Here is a 20,495-nt window from a genome sequence, read left to right on the forward strand (position 1 = left end):
CAGTCCCAAATATTTTATCTACTTGTTAAATATTCTCTCCAATTTTACAATACAACACTCAAACCAAGTAATATATCAACAAACCTAAAACATATGAGTCAAAACACCACGCCTTGCTTTACGCCATATTTTCTTGATAGTATCGCTAAATCCCATACAAGAAATAAGGTCAGCAATTTTCTGTTTTAATGTTTTTTTCTCTGGTTTTTCAGCATATTTTCTAATTTGGCTCCTTTTCTCAAGCAATTCTGCTGATGGCTCCCACTGCTCTATTCGCCTCTCTATTAATTCTAGCCAATCTCCTCGCACACCATGCTCTCTAGCGTAACTAGCGATGCTTTTTATTTCTGAAAGTTTACCTTCAGTTTTTATATCCATTCCTTCTACATTTTTGATATTAATATCTCCACTGAAGCAAGCGGGAGTTTCTATCATACCAGTAGCTAAGAAGTTTAGGCGGGTTCTTGTGCATTTTTCACAACAACCGCAATTTCCACTTTGATCACCACCCGCCCAACACACTTTAAGCACTTCACTAGCTGTATTATTTTGCGCTATTTTTGCCACTTTTTCCGTTCGTGAGAATCCTGCCCCATAATGAATTATCTCCATCATATTATTAGACATCATAAAGTCTGTTACTGGACTAGATCCCCATGGCAATAAAAATTCATCATAAGGATCCGAACTACCAATTAAACCAAAATCAAATTCATCTCCATACATCAGCAAACACGCCGCAAGCTCAAGACCGTGAGAATCATCCCATTTCTGCATTCTAAGCTCTCTACTATTTGTACGTATTGTCCTAAGATCAATAGACAACTCATCTAGCAATGGAGATGTACGTTTCATTAACTTTGTAAAATCCTTATGATTATAAATATCAATATCAAAACCATGCACCATAAGCGCAGTATTTACATCATACCTTTTATACTCTGGAATTTTACTATCTTTGTTATTTAGTATATTAAATATAGCATCAACACCGCCTGAGAATAAAGTTATCGCTTTCTGCTTATCCCCAGATTTATGGATATTTATCACCTCATTTGGAATAATATCAATTTTCTTATATAAATCCGGTTTCCAACAATTCCACGCAAGCAACAACTCTTCCATATTACGGATAGCTTTGGCCGACATAATACCATTTACTCGTAAATCTTTGCCTTGTTCTGCGGCATGCAATAAAACAGCGAGAACATTAGCGTCAACCGGACTTCTCTTTGACCAAAGAACCTCTCGATCAAATTCATAGAATATCTCTATCTTCTTCGCTGTTTCACTATCAGTTAATATTGTGGTTCTTTTAGTTTTATTATCAATTACTTGATTTTCTACCGAAAGTTCTAAATATCGCATATTCTTACATAAGTTAATAAATAATTAATACAATGGTAACTATTTATACTTTTATTAAGAATATGTAAAGATTTTTTAACTATTTTTTAACCAAAAAAGCATAAAGACATGATAATAGCAGAATTATTTCTTTATATTCAATAGCTTATCATGCAGGCAATGACTATTTTTATTATCCATAAAATCGGTCATAAACCACCACTTTTAAGTGGTAAACAAGTAATAGTTTACATGCGTAGCATGTACGCTTATTGCTCCAACCACTTTAGTGGTAATCCAACCTGCCGACTTCAGTCGGTAGTGGTTGAGTATAACTACAAGACAACAACTATGAATAGCCATTAACTATATATAATATATATATAGATTTACGTATTTGTATAAATTCTATTGTATTGCAATTGATAAAACTGCCCTTCAGATTAAAAGAGCCAAAGATTCTTACACACTAGGTAAGCTCTATTATCTTTTCACTTAAAGATTCAACAACCCCAAACCATGTTGTCTTTTTGAATTTCATATTATGGAGAAAATTCTTCATTGAATCCGATGGATCAATTCCATACAAGTTAAGTCTTTCAAAATTATCCCTGACAAAGATCACAGACAAAATAGTTTGTTCTTCAACATGTCCAGTTTTAGGGTTTAGTATATCGTCATTTGCATTAACTAACACCTTATCTATAGGTAACAATTCATAAAGTTCACGCGCTACACGTAAAACACAGCTACATACATAATCTTGATAAAGTTCATTAAACTCACCTTTAGGCATTTTCTTGGTTGATAATGTACCACTCTGTCGTAAACTATATTTTTCTTGTGGAACTACTTCTTCACTATGTACATTAAGATTGACCGTCATATTTCCAGTTTCATCTATATTAAATCTCAGACTAGAACCAAGTTCTTCAATCCCTAAGAACGGATTAAATTCTAGAACCGCATCTAAGTAAGATTTAGGGTCTTTATTCAATAACTTTTCAGCAATATCTCTCTCTTTTTCCCAAAGCGCGTATTTTTTAATAAAATCTGATAAATCACTTTGATATTGACTCTCGTCCTCACCTATCGCTTTTGTTATGGCATGCTTCAAAGAAGTCTTCTTTTTATGCACATTACGAAATATTTTGTTCAAAATATTGGGTTTAAAATTCTCATATTTACTCTGCGCGTTAGCTTCATTATAGCCAGTACGTTTAGGCTCAGATGGTGGTTTTTTCTTCGCTTTTGCGTTCCAATTATTTTTTTTACTATTACAATCAGTATGGATAGAAGTAATTTGCTTTATATACTCTTCAAAAGCATTTACCGTATTCTCAGCATCTTCAAGAGCCTGAAGTTTGGCTTGCCGCTTTTGTCTACGCTCAGCTTCCCGCGCTGACCGTCTCATATCAGCCTCAATAGATCTTAACATCCCTTTCCAGCCCATAACAAACCATACATTGTTTCATAATTTACTAAACTATTGCGCTAAAATTCTTATCCAACTCCTTAAGAGCGCCATTTATGAAGTTTACCTCAGACCTTGCGAAAAAATGGCCGGTAATTCCGCTGTACTCATCAATTATTATCTTACGAGCGGTATCTTTATAAAAAAACATCTCAAATATTGCACAGCGCAAGATAGAGACAAGTATCGGACTAGTTCGCTCCGCCCCCCACTTTTCGCTTATCACCATCCCTATACGTTTTTCTATATCACCACTCCACTTAACGACACCTTCCAAAATATCCTTAAGCAGAGAATAATTAGGTTCCAGCTTCACTCCAAACCGTAATTTTTGCTCATCCTTATTATTAGCCACATGTTTTTTAAGCTCGGCTATCTGCACCTCCGGCGATATATCGCTACTTACCGCTAGCTTCTCATAAATACACTGAACAGCCGCCATCCTAGCGGCTCTTTTTTTCTGTAGTGACTGATTATGTCCAGATTTTCTCACTTCACTCATTGCTCAGACATAACCTTATTTTTTATAGTGATAAGCTTAAGGCAAGCCTCCACCGCCGCCTTTCCTTTATTGCCTTCACCAACGCTCGCCCGCTTAAAAGCCTGCTCATAATCCTCTACGGTGAGTATCCCATAGCCAATCGGAATATTATATCTAAGAGATAGATTCATAATACCACGCGCGCTTTCACCACAAACATAATCATAGTGCGAAGTCTCTCCACGAATCACACAACCAAGCGCTACATACCCGTCATATTTGCCACTAGCTACCGCCATATTGATAGCCGGAGGTATCTCAAAAGCACCGGGTACTTCAATCTCCTCAAAATTGGCGTTCATATGCTCTAGAGTCCGCCTCGCTCCCGACAACAGCTCGTTAGAAATTTCAGGGTAAAAATTGGCCGATACAACCAATATATGCGGCGATAGATGAAACATATAACTTCCTCTTGATTATTTTTTAGCTATGGTCATTTAAGGTAATCTTTACCGCAAATGACTATCAAAATCAATGCGTAAGAGCATTGATTTTACGCCGCGTAGCGAGCGAGACAACTTTATTTTTATGAGGAAAAATAAAGTTAAACTACTATACTTTATCAGCTAATTAAAGTCTTGATAGCCCTTAATAGTGAGTCCGTAACCATCTAGACCAATAATAGAACGTTTAGAGTTAGAGAGCAATATCATATCACGCACCCCTAAATCCAGCAAGATCTGCGCTCCTATCCCATAATCCCTGAGTTCCACCGGACAATGTGGCTCTTCCCCAAGCCTTGCTCTTATTTTATCGGAAACCGCCGTACGTATTGGCTCACGAATAAGCACCACCACCCCACCATTCTCCCGCAAGCTTATATACTCCATAGATTTCCGCAAGCTACCAGAAGCACCACTGTGACTATCACCAAGCATATCCTGCAACAAATTAAGTGAATGCATCCGTACAATAGTTGGTTTTCCAGCGGATACATTCCCCTTCACCAGTGCTATATGCTCAGAATACTCGGTACTACTAGTATATATGACCATTCGCCAATCACTTCCATTTTCCCCGCCAAAATCACTGTGAAAATCACTTTCTATGACTCTTTGCACCAATTTTTCCGAACGTCTACGATATGAGATAAGGTCAGCGATGGTCGCTATTTTAAGATCGTGGTGGCGAGCGAACTCTATTAAATCCGGCATTCTCGCCATTGTCCCATCATCATTCATTATCTCGCAAATAACCCCCGATGAATTAAGACCAGCAAGCTGCGCTATATCAACCGCCGCTTCTGTATGCCCTGCCCGCACCAACACCCCACCATCACGGGCAACCAATGGAAAGACATGTCCAGGAGAGGCTATATCAGCAGCGTTTTTTGAAGGATCTATCGCTACCTGAATGGTATGCGCCCGATCGGCGGCTGATATTCCGGTGGTAACGCCCTCCCTCGCCTCAATGGAAACCGTAAACGCTGTCTGGTGACGCGAACCGTTATTCTGCGCCATCAAGTTAAGACCTAATTTTTTTACTCTTTCACTATTAAGCGCTAAACAAATAAGCCCTCGCCCGAATTTCGCCATAAAATTAATAACAGACTGCGTGGCGAATTGCGCCGGTATTACCAGATCCCCTTCATTCTCTCTATCCTCATCATCAACCAGAATAAACATTTTGCCGTCACGAGCGTCGGCTATTATGTCTTCAATCGGTGATAAATATTTTGATTGTGGCATATTATTTCTCCAATAACCTCGCCACATAGCGAGCGAGCATATCTATTTCCATATTAAGTTCACCACCCTCTTCCTTGTAGCACAGAGTGGTGTTTTGCCAAGTATGAGGGATTATATTTACCTTAAACATATTACCATCCACATAATTCACGGTAAGCGAGATACCGTCCAGCGTGACCGAGCCTTTTTCCGCTATGAACCGCATCAAATCATGAGGAGCTGAGATAGTGACAATATGTGAGTCACCGAATTTCTCTATTTCCTCAATTACCGCCACACCATCCACATGGCCACTGACGATATGACCGTCCAGACTATCACCAACTCTAAGCGAACGCTCCAGATTCACCTGTTTTCCCGCCTGCCACTGACCACACGCTGTTCGTTCCACTGTCTCGGCTGAAAGCTCAACAGCAAAACCACCAGTAAGCACCTCCACAACCGTAAGGCACGCTCCATTGCAGGCTATGGAATCCCCTAGTTTAATGCTCTCAACAAGAAAACCACAGGCAATCTCCAGCCGCAAATCACCATTTTGCTCAGCTTTTACTATATTTCCAACGTCACTTATTATTCCGGTAAACATTCCAAAATATCCAAACTGTCACTTCCAAGCTTAATATGCTCTATTTCCTTAAACTTTACAAGCGCGCTTAAAGGCTCCATTGCTGAAAGCCCACCATCACCAATAATTATCGGCGCGCGAAACCAATATACCACATCAACCATACCGCTTGCGAGAAAAGCTGTGCTGAGTTTCGCTCCCGCCTCTACCAATATACTGGTAATGCCACGCTCGGTAATCTCCGCTATAGCTTCCGGCAATTCACGGCTAATTACCCATGATTCTTTGCCATCATTTAATAATTTAGCACTCTTAGGAACACGCTTACCTCTATCTAATATTACCCTAAGCGGCGAATGATGCTCAAGCCCTGCGAGGCGACAAGTAAGTAACGGATCATCAACGATTACCGTTCCACTTCCAGTTAAAATAGCGTCATATCGCGCGCGCAGTAAATGCCCATAGTCACGCGCCGCCTTGCCGGTTATCCAACGCCCTGCCGGATGGGTTATTTTTCCATCCAGCGACGTAGCGATCTTAAGCGCTATGAATGGTCTTTTCTTCTCTATCACTGAGAAAAAACCACGAACAATTTCCTGCCCCTCCGCCTCACATATTCCTTCTACAACCTCAATGCCAACGTCTTTAAGCATTTTAACGCCACCACCGCTCACCTGCGGATTTTTATCACGACAGGAAATTACCACCTCTTTAATCCCCGCCTTTATGATCGCCTCCGCGCATGGCGGAGTTTTGCCGTGATGCGAACATGGCTCCAAAGTGACGTATAAGCTCGCTCCTATAACTTCTTTCCCCGCTTCTTTTATCGCTATGGTCTCAGCGTGCGGTCTACCACCATCAGCAGTAACACCATGTGCTATTATCTGATTATTCTTTACGATAACCGCGCCAACATTAGGGTTAGGATAAGTACGTCCCGCCTGCCCGCGCGCCAAACGCAAAGCGACTCGCATATATCTTTCATGATAAGATTTCGTATCACTATGCAAAGATAACACCTATTCCGCCTGCTTGGTTTCTTCGGTAATAGTAGTTGTTGTCGTAGTGGTAGTTACCGTCTCTGAATCAGAACTATCTTCCTGAATAACCTCTTTGTCATCCTTATTATTTTCATCTACCACACTTTCCGCCCATTTTTCTTGCTCGCTACGCTGTTTACCATAAGTGGTTATACACTGCCAGTGACGGCACGGCTCACCAATCGTTGGCATATGTTTTCCAACACCATCCGCCCAGTCATATATCCGGCTGCAGCCGCTTACAGTCAGAACTAAACAAATAAAACAAAATATTTTTTTACTCATTGTTACCCAGCTCCTGCGCTATATCACCAAAATCCTTCGCCTCACGGAAGTCACGATAAACTGAGGCAAAGCGTATATAAGCGACACTATCAATCTTTTTAAGCTCATCCATGACAGTCGTGCCAATAAGTGAGGTTGGTATCTCACTTTCGCCTAGACTTTCCAATTTCTGAGCGATACGAGTAATGAGCTGCTCGGTCTGCTCTGGTGAAACCGGACGTTTCCTAAGCGCTATTCCAATAGAACGAGCGAGTTTCTCACGGTCAAACATCCGCCGCTCACCATTCTTCTTCAGCACGGTAAGCTCACGAAGCTGTACTCGCTCAAAAGTAGTAAAACGAGAGTTACATTCAGGACAAAAACGACGGCGGCGAATGGTAAGACCATCCTCACTCGGACGAGAATCCTTCACCTGCGTATCCATATGACCACAAAACGGGCATTTCATATTTCAATCTTCCTCTTACCTGCCATACCGCCGCAGGGCGGTATACATGTCTCTACAATATTTAAGTAATCTCATTATAAAGATCCTTACACTTAGAATTCATGTCCATTATCTGTCCTAGCTTCCAATTTCTTTTCCAGTTTTTCACTTGTTTTTCCCACCTTATTGCATTCTCAATTCCTTCATGGATTTCGTAATACACCAAACTCGCAAGATCATATTTTTTACTAAACCCATCGACCTGTTTTTCTTTATGTTGCCAAATGCGTTTAGCTAAATCACTCGTCACTCCTATGTACAAAGTCCCAAAAGGTTTGTTGGTTTATATACACATATCTTTTCTTCATAACCTCTCTAACATAGATTCCGCCCTGCGGCGGAATGACGTGTTTTACCCCTGCTCAAGCCCCTCATAAATTGGGAATTTCTCGCACAAATCGGCTACTTTAGCTTTTACTTCGCTCTCAACCGCTGAATTATCACCGCCTTGCGTAAGACCATCAAGAACATCACCAATAAGCTCACCAATCTGTCTAAACTCAGCCTCACCAAAACCACGTGTCGTTCCCGCTGGTGTTCCCAGACGAATGCCTGAGGTAACAAATGGTTTTTCTGGATCAAAGGGAATTGCGTTCTTATTGCAGGTAAGCCCAGCCCGCTCCAAACTTTCCTCCGCTGCTTTTCCAGTAAGTTTCTTAGGACGCAGATCAACCAACACTATATGGCTGTCAGTTCCACCGGTCACAATATCCACACCACGTTTTACCAGCGTACCGGCGAGAACTCGCGCATTATCCAAAACTTTTTTACCATATTCTTTGAACTCAGGCTTTAACGCCTCACCAAACGCCACCGCTTTAGCTGCGATAACATGCATGAGTGGTCCTCCTTGCGCGCCAGGGAAAATCGCTGAATTAAATTTTTTCGCGAGTTCCTCATCGTTGGTTAGGATTATCCCTCCACGTGGTCCACGCAGTGTCTTATGTGTCGTGCTAGTCGCCACATGCGCGTGTGGAAACGGTGATGGATATACACCAGCAGCAATAAGACCGGCATAATGCGCCATGTCCACCATCAAATAAGCGCCAACTGAATCGGCAATACTGCGGAAACGAGCGAAATCAATCACCCGACTATAAGCTGAACCACCAGCGACAATAAGCTTTGGTTTATGTTCCTTCGCCAGACGCTCCACCTCATCATAATCAATAAGCGAATCCTCTTTGCGCACACCATACTGCACCGCGTTAAACCATTTGCCGGACATATTAGGCTTCGCGCCATGCGTCAAATGTCCACCTGCTGCCAGCGACATGCCAAGAAAGGTGTCGTTTGGTTGAAGCAGAGCGAGAAACACTCCCTGATTCGCCTGCGAGCCAGAATTTGGCTGCACGTTTGCGTACCCGCAATTAAACAACTTACATATACGATCAATAGCTAGCTGCTCCACCTTATCAACAAACTCACAACCACCATAGTAACGCTTATTAGGATAACCTTCAGCGTATTTATTGGTCAGCACCGAACCCTGCGCCCTAAGCACCGCTTTGCTCACGATATTCTCAGAAGCGATAAGCTCAATCTGGGTTTGCTGACGGTTAAGTTCCTCATTTACCGCCGCGAAAACTTCCGCATCAGCGGAAGATAGATCTGTTTCAAAAAAATTATTCATTGTCTCTTCCATTTTCTCCGCCAGATTACTCATTTATTGTCCTTCTTTAGATTGTTTATTTACCTTTACTTACTCTTTCCGCGTGTGTCTGCTGTTGTTGCTGTTTTTCATTTGCTGGCGCGGTATCTATCATAGCGTTTTTGGCAAGATTTAGCTTGATCCTTTTAACTTCTTCTGCGTTTATGGTACCATCGTCCCTAAAAGCTTTTAGTACTTTTCTATCAATTGTTTTTTGCTGTCCATCAGCTATAGAATGCATCGCTGAAATCATCATAAATGTACCATCTTTAATTTCCGGCTTATTAACACTATTTTCGTTAGTTGAAATCGCATTGTCTACCGCTCTTTCCAGCTGAGTAGCTATTTCAGTGGCCACTTTTTTAGTGCTATTACTTGGCATTATTTTTCTCCTTTATTTGTTTTTTATATTTGATAATTTATCCACTCGCCTTTCATGTCTGCCGCCTTCAAACTCACTATTCAAGAATTGTCGTACGCAGTCTTTCGCGGTTTCGTCACCAATAAGCCGACCACCAAGGCACAACACATTGGCATTATTATGCCTGCGTGCGAGGCTTGCTGAAAGACCATCATGACAAAGAGCTGCCCGCACCATCGGCTCACGATTAGCGGCGATACTCATACCAATACCGGAGCCACAAACCAATATTCCCTGTGATTTCGGATTTTTCTTTATCCAACCGTTCATCTTCACCGCGTAATCAGGATAATCAACTGACTGCGTGCTATCACAGCCCAGATCCTCCACCTCAACACCAGTTTCTCGCAAATAGTTAGAGAGAATACTCTTTAGCTCAAATCCACCATGATCACTTGCTATAGCTACTATATCTTTTGCCATTTTATTCTATATCTATTTATTTTTATATCAAAATAACCAATACTACACTATATGTGGGCGCAACATAATTACACCTTTTACCCAAAAGCGCAACTTTATTAAACAAAATTATTAAAATTCCAAAAGAGTTAAAAAATGGGATTATTTGAATTATCACTATTTTTTGCGGTTACAGCCCTTGCCGGAGCGATAAATTCAGTCGCTGGAGGCGGCACTTTCCTTACATTTCCGGTATTTATAATGAATGGGCTTACCGCTTATCAGGCCAACATAATGAGTACCATAGCATTATGGCCGGGCACGATAACCAGCGCCTATGGCTATAAAAACATACTTAATATTGATAGAAAACGCTTCACGCCACTACTTATCATTGGGCTAATAGGTGGAGCCGCCGGTTCTATTACTTTCCTTAAAACATCTGATATATTTTTCAAACAGCTAGTCCCATATTTACTATTATCAGCGACCATCATCTTTACCTTTGGCAGAAATTTTATCGCTCTTCTGCATAAAAAACTCCCAAACAAACCCTCTGACAAAAATCAATATAATATTTTGGGCAATATATTTCAGCTTGTTATAGCTTTTTACGGAGGCTATTTTGGTGCTGGCATCGGAATATTAACCCTAGCTATGCTCCAACTTATTGGCTTTTCCAACATACATGAAATGAACGCCATTAAGACTATACTGGTCTGCGCAATTAATTTCGTAACCGTAATAATTTTTATTATAAGCGGCGTTGTCGTTTGGAACTTAGCGGCGGTGATGATAGCTGGTGGAATGCTTGGCGGATATGTCGGCGCGAGAATCGCTCTAAAAATACCACCAAACTATGTCAGGATTTTTGTCAGCGTAATTGGTTTTTCCATGAGCTTGTATTTTTTTACGCGTAGCTAATTAATTTTATATTTATTGCTTGAGTAACTAGGAGCGCTTACATATAATCACTACGAGTAATCAAAAAGAAAAGGTATATTGTTATGATTCAGTCAGCGTTTGTAGCATCAATGTCGGCAATGCCAGCAGCTAAAAAAGCTCACGTAATAGTGCTTGGAAATGAAAAAGGCGGTTCTGGAAAAACCACAACCTGCATGCATCTTATTGTCGCTCTTCTACGTCTTGGCTTTTCGGTGGGCACTATTGATATTGACTCACGTCAGCGCTCACTTTCTCGCTATTTGGAAAACCGCAGGCAAACCACGCTAAAAGAAAATGTATCTCTGCCACAACCTCAACATATAGTGGTTCATCGCAGCACATTAAATATTATAAGAGACGCGGAGCGTGATGAAAGAGAACGCTTTAATAAAGGCATAAAACGCCTAATTGACAACAATGATTTTGTTATTGTTGATAGTCCAGGAAATGATACTTTCCTCTCCCGCCTTGCCCATGCTCACGCTGATACGGTTATTACCCCAATCAATGATAGCTTTGTGGATCTTGACGTCCTCGCCAACGTTGATGGTCACAGCATGAAAATAATTAAACCAAGTATTTACAGCGAAATGGTCTGGGAACAAAAATTAATGCGTGCTAAACGTGATGGTGGCTCTATTGAGTGGATAGTGATGCGTAACCGTTTGAGCAACATTGACGCTAAAAACAAACGCTTTATGACGCAAGCGACCAGTGAACTCGCAAGGCGTATCGGTTTTAGAGTGGCACCGGGATTTTCAGAGCGGGTTATTTTCCGTGAGATGTTCCTGCAAGGTCTTACCGTGTCTGACATAACCGAGATGAATAATGGCAAAGGTCTTTCTATGTCACATATCGCAGCCCGCCAAGAAGTGCGTGACCTGCTTAAAACTCTGCGTATTCCTCTACTTGATGAAAAAATAAATAAGCCTCAAACCGATGAGGAAGAAGATAAAAACGACGCAGACACACCAAACGAAACGCAAAGCAAAGAATCTATCAGCGGCGAAGTCGTAGAAGAATCGGAAGATAAAGAGCAAGAAAAAGAGTTAGAGGCGATGGCATCTTAACAAAGTCATATGATACGCTAGACTCTTTCCATACAGCGCCTTAACTATCAACTCCATCCACCGTAACTTGCCGGTTCTGGGTAGAGCTCTGCCATGCTTACTGATGTACCATTTGATAGCACCACCCGTACATGTTTACGCTGTAACATACGCGGCTCAGGAACTCCACAAGAATGAGCGAGCATACACACTTCCTTATGCATATTATTCGCGTAATTCATTACCCGCACTGACTTATCCTCCAAATTAAGCCCATATTGTAACTTTTTATTATGAGTCGTAATCCCAGTTGGGCAGGTATTTTTATTACATTGTAAAGCCTGAATACAGCCAAGAGCGAACATGAATCCTCGAGCCGACACCACAAAATCAGCTCCCACACAAAATGCCCATGCGACCTCTGATGGGTTTATCAGCTTACCACTAGCGCATATTTTTATACGGTTCCTAAGCTTATACTCTTTAAGCTTATCAACAACTATCGGCAGACTCTCTTTAAGCGGCACTCCCATATTATCAATCAAACTCATCGGCGCGGCACCAGTTCCACCATCAGCGCTATCAATCGTAATGAAATCTGGCGCGCTTTCTATACCCCTACTATTTACCTCAGAAAACAATAAATCAAAAAAATTGTAAGCTCCTACAACTGTCTTAAATCCAACTGGTTTTCCAGTCATATTGCGTATATAACTAATAACATCCAATAAATCATCAACACTGCTAATATCGGGATGACGGTTTGGACTTATAGCGTCATGACGTACGGAAATGCCACGTATATCAGCGATCTCCTTAGTCACTTTAATACCTGGAAGAATACCACCCTTACCAGGTTTCGCGCCCTGACTTAATTTTATCTCAAACATCTTAACTTGTTCGTGCGCGGCTACCGCTTTTAATTTCTCCTCATCAAAGCCACCATCGGGCTTACGTACACCGAATTTTGCCGTACCAATCTGAAAAACAATATCAGCTCCTCCTTCAAGGTGGTAGGGTGACAAACCACCCTCACCAGTGTTAAGCCATATGCCAGCCATCTTCGCTCCTCTTGACAAAGCTCTTATCGCTGGAATGGAGATAGCTCCATAACTCATACCAGAAATATTAAACAGTGAGCTGGTAACATATGGCTGCCTGCAATACTCTCCTATGGTAACGGCGGTAGGCTCGGTAGCATCCTCGTCAAGAGTTGGAAAAGAACCATTTACAAAATAAATAGTACCAGCCGGACGCAGATCACGAGTAGATCCAAAAGCTATGGTACTATCCACATTTTTCGCCGCCCGATAAGCCCATGAACGCTCCGCCCGATTAAATGGCATCTCCTCACGATCTTGAGCAAAAAAATACTGACGGAAAAATTCCCCCAAATGCTCAAATAAATAACGAAATCTAGCGAGAACTGGGTAATTTCTCCTCAGTGTGCTTTTAGTCTGTGTTTTGTCTATCAGATAAGCGAAAAATACCCAAAGTACGACCAAACCAATCGTAAACACAAAAAGGTACGTTAAAAACTCTAATATACCGACAACGAATAGTGGCAAACGTTCCATGCCATCCCCATATTTTATAAAAATAGACCAAGTTCATTCTATACATAAAATATTACCAATAAATGAACCTAAAACATAATATTGGATAGCTAAATATTTTTAATGGATTCCTTTTTCTTCTTCGCCTCACGGTAAGTTATATATATCGCGCTTAAGGCTATTACTATCGAACCTATTATCGTCTGAAAATCCAGAACCTCATCTAAAAACCTGTAAGCCATAATCGCTACAAAGATTAGCCGAGTAAAGTCAAATGGCAATAAAACAACCATTTCCGAACGGGCAAAAGCACGCGCCATTAATAAATGGCCACAAGTAGAGGCAAGGGAGATCATAAATATAATATATAGCTGTTCTACATTTACATCTCCCCAAAAAGGAATAGCTATGGGAATAGACCACATCAGCATGAAAAATGACATGTAAAATACCATTGTCTCTGGTTTCTCGCTACTGGACAGACTCTTAATCATAACACCGGATCCCGCGATAAGAAGAGCGGAGACAAGAGCTACCCATGCCTCAGAACCAATTCCACCGGTGTCAGGACGTAATATTATCAGCACCCCCAAAAATCCGGTAAATATCGCCGCCCATCTATGTATACCAACCCTCTCTCCAAGAAAAATAATGGCAAGTATCGCGGAAAATATAGGAATAATAAATGAAATAGCCGTAACCAGCGTAACCGGCATAATGCTTATAGCATAAAACCATAACTCCATAGCGCATATCCCGAAAGTCGCTCGCCAAAAATGTCCAGACATTCGGTTACTATGAAAATCCGGCTTAACTCTACGCGTAAGAAGCGCACTCCAGATCAACACTATTACAATACTGCAAATATGCCTTATCGCCACCGCCTGCGTAAAATGAATATCCTTGCCAAGTATTTTGATGAATATAACCGTAACCGACATACAAAACATAGCGGCAAGCATATATAAAATAGCTATATTATTTTTAACAAAATCAGACATAGATTATATGTCTAACAAAATATAATAACTAGACAATATAATATTTTGATGACGCCGCGTGGCAAGTGTTGAAATTATTTTTAATAATACAATATTATAGCTAACTAAAGCACCGCCCGATTATAGCGTCTGGAATATCGGTAAGTGATACTACTTTTTCTACCGCCCCTATCTCATAAGCAGCTCGCGGCATACCGTATACCACGCAACTAGCCTCATTCTGCCCTATGGTAAACGCTCCTGCCTGCCTAAGACGCAACAGACCCTCAGCCCCGTCTTTTCCCATACCGGTCAGAATAATCGCGAGCACCGCATCTCCCAGTATTTCCCGCACAGAATCAAACATTACATCAACTGATGGTTTATGATTATTGACCGGCGGATCATCAGTGACTTTACAGATAAATTTTCCATATTTTTCTATAATCATAAGCTGCTTTCCACCAGCGGCGATACACGCCATACCTCTTTTAAGCTCCATACCATCTGCCGCCTCATAAACCGGAAAAGCGCAGGAAGCGGAAATTCTCCTTGCGAAACTATCGGTAAATACCGGCGGCATATGCTGAGTTATAACAATCGGTGGCAAATTATCCGGTAAGTGAGGAAGTATATCACTAAGAGTCTCAACTCCACCAGTTGACGCGCCAATAGCTATAAGCTTAGGAGCATGTGCTGACACAACTCTTTTCAGATTTATTGGTATAGACGGTCTTTTAATTGCCTTATTACTATAATTTTTAATCCCCATTTTCGCGCCTGCCGCTTTTTTAACAGCTAAACATAATTCAGCCGCGAATTCCTGCAAAGCTTGCGGGGTTTTTTGCTCAGGCTTACCAATACACTCAACCGCTCCAATCTGCAAAGCCCGTATCGCCGTATCAGTACCCTTGCCGGTAAGCGTTGAAATCATTACCACCGGCATCGGTCTGAGACTCATTATTTTTTCCAAGAAAGTAAGCCCATCCATTTTTGGCATTTCCACGTCAAGCGTAATTACGTCCGGATTTAATTTCTTTATTTTCTCCCGCCCGTCAAAGGGATCAAAAGCCGTTCCAACCACATTAATCTCTGGGTCTTCTGATAACATCTCAGAAAGCATCTGCCTGATAAAAGCCGAATCATCAATAATAAGAACTGAAATATCTTTCATATCATCCAACCTACTGACCTGTCTAAAACAATTCTATATCAGTATCTATACGTTTACTAACCACCTTATATTCATATAAAGCCTCCTCAGCGACCACCACCATATCCTCCTTACGACGGAGAAAACGCATCATAACCTTGCCGCTACACGGGTAATAATTAACCTTGCGTGGATAATTTCCCTCCAAATCCTCAGACTCTATTTTAAGACCTTCCTTATGCAGGAATTCACGTATAAATTTAGCGTTCTTAGTACCGATAAGTGAATAGTTACTGAGTACATTACCGCCACCAAACACCTTAACCTCAAGCCTATCTTTCCTACCGCCCGACTTTATTATCTCATTTATCAACCTCTCCATAGCAAACATTCCATAACGAGTTGAATCATTGCCAAGAGCGTCCATAGTGCCATCACCAGGTAATAAAAAATGATTCATTCCACCAACCCCAACCTCAGGATCCCTTATACAAGCGGACACACACGAGCCTAGTATGGTAGAAATCATCTCATCTTTTGATTTTGACACATACCAATCACCAGAAAAAATTTTTATCACGTTTATCTTTTCTTTAGCGTCATAAAATCTTCTACTACTATGAAAGTAATCAGAGATTGGGGGTTCTACTCTGTTTTCAATCTTATGAGTTATACCGGCGACAGCCATTAACGTATCTTCCTATATATTGTACGTCCTATTAGCTCAAAACGGTCGGTTATATTATGTAAATTCTCTGAATGCCCTATATATAAACAACCATCATGCTTAATTAAATTGGCTATTCTGTTAAATAGAACCCTTTGTGTATCCTTATCAAAATAAATAACTACATTACGGCAAAACACAGCATCAAACATACCGGTCATAGGCCAGTCTTCCAACAGATTAAGCTGCTTAAACGCAATCATCTTCCTTAAATAATCTGACATCATGATCTCGTCACCACAATCAGATACAGCAACATCCTTACGATATTTTTCAGCTATATTGGCAAGCTGACTTATATCATAGCGACCAGACCTGCCAGTATTTAACATATTAGTATCAATATCAGTGGCAAGAATACGCGCGTCCCAAGAGAGTATATCATTAATAGCGGATTTTATGGTCATGGCTATAGAGTAAGCTTCCATCCCCGCCGAACAACCTGCCGACCATATCCTAAGCCTATCCTGCCTACCGGCGCGTTTTGAAAATGGCAATATAACATTATCATGTAGATGCTCAAAATGATGACTCTCACGAAAAAACTTCGTAAGATTCGTAGTTATGGCATTTACCATGTTACCAATCTCAACACCCTCACTATCGGCCATCACTAACTTACAATAGTCAGCGAAACTACTAAGACCAAGCTGGCGTAACCTACGGGTAAGTCGTGAGTAAACCATATTTTTCTTACCAGCGGAAAGAACTATGCCCGTCTTTTTATTGGCAAGTTCAGCAAGAAAAGAAAATTCCTTGTCACTAAACGCGAACTCCCTATCCTCATTCGCTTCCTTTAGCTGTTGCAAAGTCATAGTTATAACCTCTAAAACTCTTTCCAATCAGCATCATACGAAGAATCGTCCCCAACAGCTTTACTAGAAGAAATTTTAGCAACCTTTTTATCATCCATAGGCGGAGCGACCCTTTTCTTCACCTGATTATTTACCGCCGCTAACTTTGGTTTTTTGTCGGAAAAATCCATTGCTTCTTTCTCATTACCAACAGAATCATCAAGCCTAAAGAAACTCATTAATTTCTCTAGCTGATGCGCTTGATCTACCATAGATTGAGCGGCTGCCGTATTTTCCTCAACTAAAGCGGCGTTCTGCTGAGTGACTTCATCCATCTGAGTAATCGCTGTATTAATCTCATCAATACCAGTCGCTTGTTCCTTACTAGCGGATGCTATCTCAGACACAATCCCGCTTACCTGACGTACGGACTCAACTATGCCTTTTAGAGTATCGCCAGCTTGGTTTACGAGTACAGCACCATTTTTGACCTGCTGTTCACTCTCATTAATTAGAGCTTTAATTTCTTTTGAGGCAGAAGCTGAGCGACCAGCCAAAGAACGCACCTCAGAAGCTACCACCGCGAATCCTTTACCAGCGTCTCCAGCCCTTGCCGCCTCAACAGCAGCATTGAGAGCCAAAAGATTTGTCTGGAACGCTATCTCGTCAATAACCCCTATAATATCAGAAATTTTCTGTGACGATTGCTCAATACTAGACATAGCGCAGACGGCTTCTTCCACTACTTTTCCACCTTCTCCAGCTACTTTATTCGCTTTTTCTGAAAGACCGTTAGCTTCAATAGCGTTGTTAGAATTCTGTTTTACCGTGCCAGTTATCTCTTCCATAGAAGCCGCGGTTTCCTCAAGTGAGGAGGCCTGCTCTTCAGTACGCTGTGATAGATCCGTACTACCCGAAGCTATCTCGCTAGCGGCTGAATTCACTGACTGAGCTGACTCTATGATCTGTCTGACCATATCATAAAGTTTAGTAATCGTGCTATCTAGAGCATCACGAATAGCGGCAAATGAACCTTCATAATCACCTTCCATTTTAACGGTAAGATTACCGGTAGAAAGCTCACCAAGCACCATAATCGCCTTATTAATCGGCTCAACTATAGTATCCATAAGTTGGTTCATACTGACCGCGAGTTCTTTATAAAAACCATCAAACTGTTCAGCGTTTATCCGTTTACTCAAATCACCTTTTGTCGCGAAAGAGATAAGCTCATTAATTTTTTCCTGAGCTAATTTTACTGACTCTTCATTCCTTACCTCGTCAGTTATCACCATCCAATCAACAAAAGCTCCTTGAAATGAACCATCTCGGCTTGGAAGAGCGTTAGCGTTGAGTGACAACCATTGATCACCAATCGGAAATTTAGCTCGGTGTGGCAATTTTGAGTTATCAGCTAGCAGCTTACGCTGATGAGCTGGATTCTTATGGAAAATGTCAATATTAGCGCCAACCACTTCATTAATAGAGATCGGTAGGAACTTCTCAACTTTCTTAAGAGACTCAAGAGTAGATTTATTAGCGTAGGTAATATTATACTCCTTATCACAAAGCATAACCGGTGTAGAAAGGTTATCCAACATTGACTGTTGCAATACACTCTTCTCAACCGACTTCCTAAGCTCTATCATCCCCCGTGTGAGCTGACCTATCTCATCGGAATTACCTGAGTCTTGTATATCAAGTGAATAGTCGCCATCAGCTAGAGCTTTGGTAACATCAGTTGATTTCCGCAGCGGCTTACTCGCAATATTACCAATAAACAGGCCTATAGCGGCAACTATAGCTGCTGTAACCGCTATTATGACATATAATATATCTTTGGTGCTGTTAATATCAGCAAATACCTCCGAGCTTGGGATACGCACTAACGCTGACCAGCCAAGACCAGGATAGTCATCTACACCTTTACTATGTGAATAACCAACTGCCTGCTCTATTTTCTTACGGACATTAACAGAAAGCATCGCTCCGCTATTACCCTTTACCGCCTCCTGAGCAGCCTCGACACCTCTAGTGGCAAGATTAAATTTCCCAATTATTTCAGCCTGTCTTACATATTTATCAGACTTAAAGTTACCAGGATCATAATCAACTATTATATTTCCTTCCTTGTCTATAATCTGTATTTCAGTTCCAGCGTTACCTTTTTTCTTCTCACTTTCATAAGTGGCGGCGACAATTTTTTCTACCAGAGAAAAATCCACAAAATTCACCCATACACCGATCATTTTTCCGCTATGATCATATACTGGCGCAGAAAAAGTTATCACATAACCATCTTCCCCATCATAGACATCCGATACTAATTTCTCAAAATTAGCTTGTTCAACTACTGTACCATCAGCACCATTACCCTTACTGAATTCCTTGTTTACAGACTTCTTAAACCATGCGGCATCGCTAAAATTTCTATCGTAGATAGTAGATACAGAAAGTTCCTTTCCTCCATTATTAATTGTATTAACCGCAGCGACCTTTCCTTCCATATCCACAAGCATCATCATCTTGTAAATTCTATAATTTTTTATATAGGAGTTCATCGCTGATACAAGATACGATTCTTTATTATACCAGTTATAAACATCTCTAGCCGCGTTGTTAACGGCAAATGCTTGCACGTCACCGTAACGTTCCATAAGATTATTATCTATCAGCTTATTAACCGAATTAGCGACCGTGTGCATTTCACCAAGCCTTAATTCTTTCATTTCCTCGAGCTTATTAAAAATTATGGGCATTACGGCGAGAACCGGCAGCAACCCAAAAACAAGCAATAGAATTATAAGCTTGGTACGAATATTAAAACGAAACATATAAAAACCCTTTCTGGAACCATTTAATAATAAAATCTAAGCTACTTTCTCAAGAATATGCTCTATCTGCTCACCATCAAATAAATGCTCAACATCAAGCAAGACAACCATTCTGTTATCCAACGAAATTAGACCATTTATGTAATCTGAATCCATGTGACTATCACCTGATGGAGCTGGCTTTATCTGCTGTGTATCAACATCCAAAATATCAGATACCGTATCAACCAAAATGCCAATGTTACGACTTTCTATAGCAAGCACTATAACCACATGCTTTGGTGTAACCTCCGTTTCTCCTTGATGAAATCTTGTCCTAAGATCAAATATTGGGATAATAGCTCCCCTCAAATTCATCACTCCACGCATATAATCCTGAGAGTTAGGAAGACGGGTTGTCGGTGTCCATCCCTTAATTTCCAGCACAGTCATTATATCAACGCCATATTCCTCATCCCCCACCGTAAAGGTAAGAAATTGCTGAAAATTTCCTTTCACCGCACTGACCTTATTTTCTAGTTCCTGATTACCTTCAGAATTCCCAGTCATATTTTCC

22 protein-coding genes and 1 pseudogene are annotated in these 20,495 nt (G+C 41.0%); 3 read left to right on the top strand and 20 right to left on the bottom strand.

Annotated features, from left to right (window positions below; translation table 11 throughout):
* Positions 1-84 precede the first annotated feature (84 nt).
* Positions 85-1,368, bottom strand: coding sequence for a hypothetical protein (locus R3D71_10525; GenBank protein ID MEZ5692079.1), 1,284 nt, complete (start codon positions 1,366-1,368; stop codon positions 85-87).
* A 159-nt stretch (positions 1,369-1,527) separates the two neighbouring features.
* Here R3D71_10525 and R3D71_10530 point away from each other — a divergent pair, with 159 nt between their 5' ends.
* Positions 1,528-1,713, top strand: coding sequence for a hypothetical protein (locus tag R3D71_10530; protein MEZ5692080.1), 186 nt, complete (start codon positions 1,528-1,530; stop codon positions 1,711-1,713).
* 103 nt (positions 1,714-1,816) lie between these two features.
* On the opposite strand, the gene R3D71_10535 is transcribed toward R3D71_10530, so the two are convergent.
* The 12 genes from R3D71_10535 to rpiB all read right to left on the bottom strand — a co-directional run bounded on the left by R3D71_10535 (position 1,817) and on the right by rpiB (position 9,922).
* Positions 1,817-2,800: a hypothetical protein gene (locus R3D71_10535; protein ID MEZ5692081.1), complete on the bottom strand. Its 984-nt coding sequence runs from the start codon at positions 2,798-2,800 to the stop codon at positions 1,817-1,819.
* Positions 2,801-2,828: 28 nt separating this feature from the next.
* Complete coding sequence (locus tag R3D71_10540) at positions 2,829-3,323, bottom strand: transcription antitermination factor NusB (protein MEZ5692082.1); 495 nt, start codon at positions 3,321-3,323, stop codon at positions 2,829-2,831.
* The gene (gene ribH, locus R3D71_10545; protein MEZ5692083.1) at positions 3,320-3,763 is read right to left on the bottom strand and encodes a 6,7-dimethyl-8-ribityllumazine synthase; all 444 of its coding nucleotides are present in this window, start codon (positions 3,761-3,763) and stop codon (positions 3,320-3,322) included. The genes R3D71_10540 and ribH overlap by 4 nt, the downstream gene beginning before the upstream one ends.
* Before the next feature lie 165 nt (positions 3,764-3,928).
* Positions 3,929-5,050 (bottom strand): 3,4-dihydroxy-2-butanone-4-phosphate synthase, encoded by a 1,122-nt coding sequence (ribB, locus tag R3D71_10550; GenBank protein MEZ5692084.1) that lies wholly within the window; start codon positions 5,048-5,050, stop codon positions 3,929-3,931.
* A gap of 1 nt (position 5,051) precedes the next feature.
* Positions 5,052-5,636: a riboflavin synthase gene (locus tag R3D71_10555; protein MEZ5692085.1), complete on the bottom strand. Its 585-nt coding sequence runs from the start codon at positions 5,634-5,636 to the stop codon at positions 5,052-5,054.
* Positions 5,621-6,625, bottom strand: coding sequence for a bifunctional diaminohydroxyphosphoribosylaminopyrimidine deaminase/5-amino-6-(5-phosphoribosylamino)uracil reductase RibD (gene ribD, locus R3D71_10560; protein MEZ5692086.1), 1,005 nt, complete (start codon positions 6,623-6,625; stop codon positions 5,621-5,623). Before ribD ends, R3D71_10555 begins: the two co-directional genes overlap by 16 nt.
* A 9-nt stretch (positions 6,626-6,634) precedes the next feature.
* Entirely contained in the window at positions 6,635-6,940 is a 306-nt protein-coding gene (locus R3D71_10565) for a membrane lipoprotein lipid attachment site-containing protein (protein ID MEZ5692087.1), read from the bottom strand.
* Positions 6,933-7,388 (bottom strand): transcriptional regulator NrdR, encoded by a 456-nt coding sequence (gene nrdR / locus R3D71_10570; protein ID MEZ5692088.1) that lies wholly within the window; start codon positions 7,386-7,388, stop codon positions 6,933-6,935. Before nrdR ends, R3D71_10565 begins: the two co-directional genes overlap by 8 nt.
* Positions 7,389-7,449: 61 nt before the next feature.
* Positions 7,450-7,677: a GIY-YIG nuclease family protein gene (locus R3D71_10575; GenBank protein MEZ5692089.1), complete on the bottom strand. Its 228-nt coding sequence runs from the start codon at positions 7,675-7,677 to the stop codon at positions 7,450-7,452.
* Positions 7,678-7,779: 102 nt separating this feature from the next.
* A complete protein-coding gene (gene glyA / locus R3D71_10580) occupies positions 7,780-9,093 on the bottom strand; it encodes a serine hydroxymethyltransferase (GenBank protein ID MEZ5692090.1) in 1,314 nt (437 codons plus the stop codon).
* Between the two features lie 22 nt (positions 9,094-9,115).
* A complete protein-coding gene (locus tag R3D71_10585; GenBank protein MEZ5692091.1) occupies positions 9,116-9,460 on the bottom strand; it encodes a hypothetical protein in 345 nt (114 codons plus the stop codon).
* Between the two features lie 12 nt (positions 9,461-9,472).
* Positions 9,473-9,922, bottom strand: a complete 450-nt coding sequence (gene rpiB / locus R3D71_10590; GenBank protein MEZ5692092.1) for a ribose 5-phosphate isomerase B — start codon at positions 9,920-9,922, stop codon at positions 9,473-9,475.
* Between the two features lie 135 nt (positions 9,923-10,057).
* On the opposite strand from rpiB, the gene R3D71_10595 reads away from it, so the two are divergent.
* Positions 10,058-10,825 carry a sulfite exporter TauE/SafE family protein gene (locus tag R3D71_10595; GenBank protein MEZ5692093.1) on the top strand — a complete coding sequence of 256 codons (768 nt, stop codon included), beginning with the start codon at positions 10,058-10,060 and terminating at the stop codon, positions 10,823-10,825.
* 119 nt (positions 10,826-10,944) lie between these two features.
* Positions 10,945-11,748: pseudogene (locus R3D71_10600) on the top strand (division plane positioning ATPase MipZ).
* Between the two features lie 215 nt (positions 11,749-11,963).
* On the opposite strand, the gene R3D71_10605 reads toward R3D71_10600, so the two are convergent.
* From R3D71_10605 to R3D71_10635, 7 genes are all read right to left on the bottom strand, one after another.
* Positions 11,964-13,472 (bottom strand): FMN-binding glutamate synthase family protein, encoded by a 1,509-nt coding sequence (locus R3D71_10605; protein ID MEZ5692094.1) that lies wholly within the window; start codon positions 13,470-13,472, stop codon positions 11,964-11,966.
* An 89-nt stretch (positions 13,473-13,561) separates the two neighbouring features.
* Positions 13,562-14,452, bottom strand: a complete 891-nt coding sequence (locus R3D71_10610) for a DMT family transporter (protein MEZ5692095.1) — start codon at positions 14,450-14,452, stop codon at positions 13,562-13,564.
* Positions 14,453-14,552: 100 nt separating this feature from the next.
* Positions 14,553-15,605: a chemotaxis response regulator protein-glutamate methylesterase gene (locus R3D71_10615; GenBank protein MEZ5692096.1), complete on the bottom strand. Its 1,053-nt coding sequence runs from the start codon at positions 15,603-15,605 to the stop codon at positions 14,553-14,555.
* Between the two features lie 22 nt (positions 15,606-15,627).
* Positions 15,628-16,272: a hypothetical protein gene (locus R3D71_10620; GenBank protein ID MEZ5692097.1), complete on the bottom strand. Its 645-nt coding sequence runs from the start codon at positions 16,270-16,272 to the stop codon at positions 15,628-15,630.
* Positions 16,272-17,126, bottom strand: a complete 855-nt coding sequence (locus tag R3D71_10625) for a CheR family methyltransferase (protein MEZ5692098.1) — start codon at positions 17,124-17,126, stop codon at positions 16,272-16,274. Before R3D71_10625 ends, R3D71_10620 begins: the two co-directional genes overlap by 1 nt.
* A gap of 11 nt (positions 17,127-17,137) precedes the next feature.
* Complete coding sequence (locus tag R3D71_10630; GenBank protein MEZ5692099.1) at positions 17,138-19,939, bottom strand: methyl-accepting chemotaxis protein; 2,802 nt, start codon at positions 19,937-19,939, stop codon at positions 17,138-17,140.
* A 36-nt stretch (positions 19,940-19,975) separates the two neighbouring features.
* The gene (locus R3D71_10635) at positions 19,976-20,488 is read right to left on the bottom strand and encodes a chemotaxis protein CheW (GenBank protein ID MEZ5692100.1); all 513 of its coding nucleotides are present in this window, start codon (positions 20,486-20,488) and stop codon (positions 19,976-19,978) included.
* Positions 20,489-20,495: the final 7 nt, after the last annotated feature.

The organism is Rickettsiales bacterium, assembly GCA_041396965.1.
GTDB lineage: Bacteria > Pseudomonadota > Alphaproteobacteria > Rickettsiales > SXRF01 > SXRF01.

Coding starts and splice junctions, on each gene's coding strand:
- R3D71_10525 (MEZ5692079.1), bottom strand. CDS start 1,368: ATGCGATATTTAGAACTTTCGGTAGAAAATCAAGTAATTGATAATAAA.
- R3D71_10530 (MEZ5692080.1), top strand. CDS start 1,528: ATGACTATTTTTATTATCCATAAAATCGGTCATAAACCACCACTTTTA.
- R3D71_10535 (MEZ5692081.1), bottom strand. CDS start 2,800: ATGGGCTGGAAAGGGATGTTAAGATCTATTGAGGCTGATATGAGACGG.
- R3D71_10540 (MEZ5692082.1), bottom strand. CDS start 3,323: ATGAGTGAAGTGAGAAAATCTGGACATAATCAGTCACTACAGAAAAAA.
- ribH (MEZ5692083.1), bottom strand. CDS start 3,763: ATGTTTCATCTATCGCCGCATATATTGGTTGTATCGGCCAATTTTTAC.
- ribB (MEZ5692084.1), bottom strand. CDS start 5,050: ATGCCACAATCAAAATATTTATCACCGATTGAAGACATAATAGCCGAC.
- R3D71_10555 (MEZ5692085.1), bottom strand. CDS start 5,636: ATGTTTACCGGAATAATAAGTGACGTTGGAAATATAGTAAAAGCTGAG.
- R3D71_10565 (MEZ5692087.1), bottom strand. CDS start 6,940: ATGAGTAAAAAAATATTTTGTTTTATTTGTTTAGTTCTGACTGTAAGC.
- nrdR (MEZ5692088.1), bottom strand. CDS start 7,388: ATGAAATGCCCGTTTTGTGGTCATATGGATACGCAGGTGAAGGATTCT.
- glyA (MEZ5692090.1), bottom strand. CDS start 9,093: ATGAGTAATCTGGCGGAGAAAATGGAAGAGACAATGAATAATTTTTTT.
- R3D71_10585 (MEZ5692091.1), bottom strand. CDS start 9,460: ATGCCAAGTAATAGCACTAAAAAAGTGGCCACTGAAATAGCTACTCAG.
- rpiB (MEZ5692092.1), bottom strand. CDS start 9,922: ATGGCAAAAGATATAGTAGCTATAGCAAGTGATCATGGTGGATTTGAG.
- R3D71_10595 (MEZ5692093.1), top strand. CDS start 10,058: ATGGGATTATTTGAATTATCACTATTTTTTGCGGTTACAGCCCTTGCC.
- R3D71_10605 (MEZ5692094.1), bottom strand. CDS start 13,472: ATGGAACGTTTGCCACTATTCGTTGTCGGTATATTAGAGTTTTTAACG.
- R3D71_10610 (MEZ5692095.1), bottom strand. CDS start 14,452: ATGTCTGATTTTGTTAAAAATAATATAGCTATTTTATATATGCTTGCC.
- R3D71_10615 (MEZ5692096.1), bottom strand. CDS start 15,605: ATGAAAGATATTTCAGTTCTTATTATTGATGATTCGGCTTTTATCAGG.
- R3D71_10620 (MEZ5692097.1), bottom strand. CDS start 16,272: ATGGCTGTCGCCGGTATAACTCATAAGATTGAAAACAGAGTAGAACCC.
- R3D71_10625 (MEZ5692098.1), bottom strand. CDS start 17,126: ATGACTTTGCAACAGCTAAAGGAAGCGAATGAGGATAGGGAGTTCGCG.
- R3D71_10630 (MEZ5692099.1), bottom strand. CDS start 19,939: ATGTTTCGTTTTAATATTCGTACCAAGCTTATAATTCTATTGCTTGTT.
- R3D71_10635 (MEZ5692100.1), bottom strand. CDS start 20,488: ATGACTGGGAATTCTGAAGGTAATCAGGAACTAGAAAATAAGGTCAGT.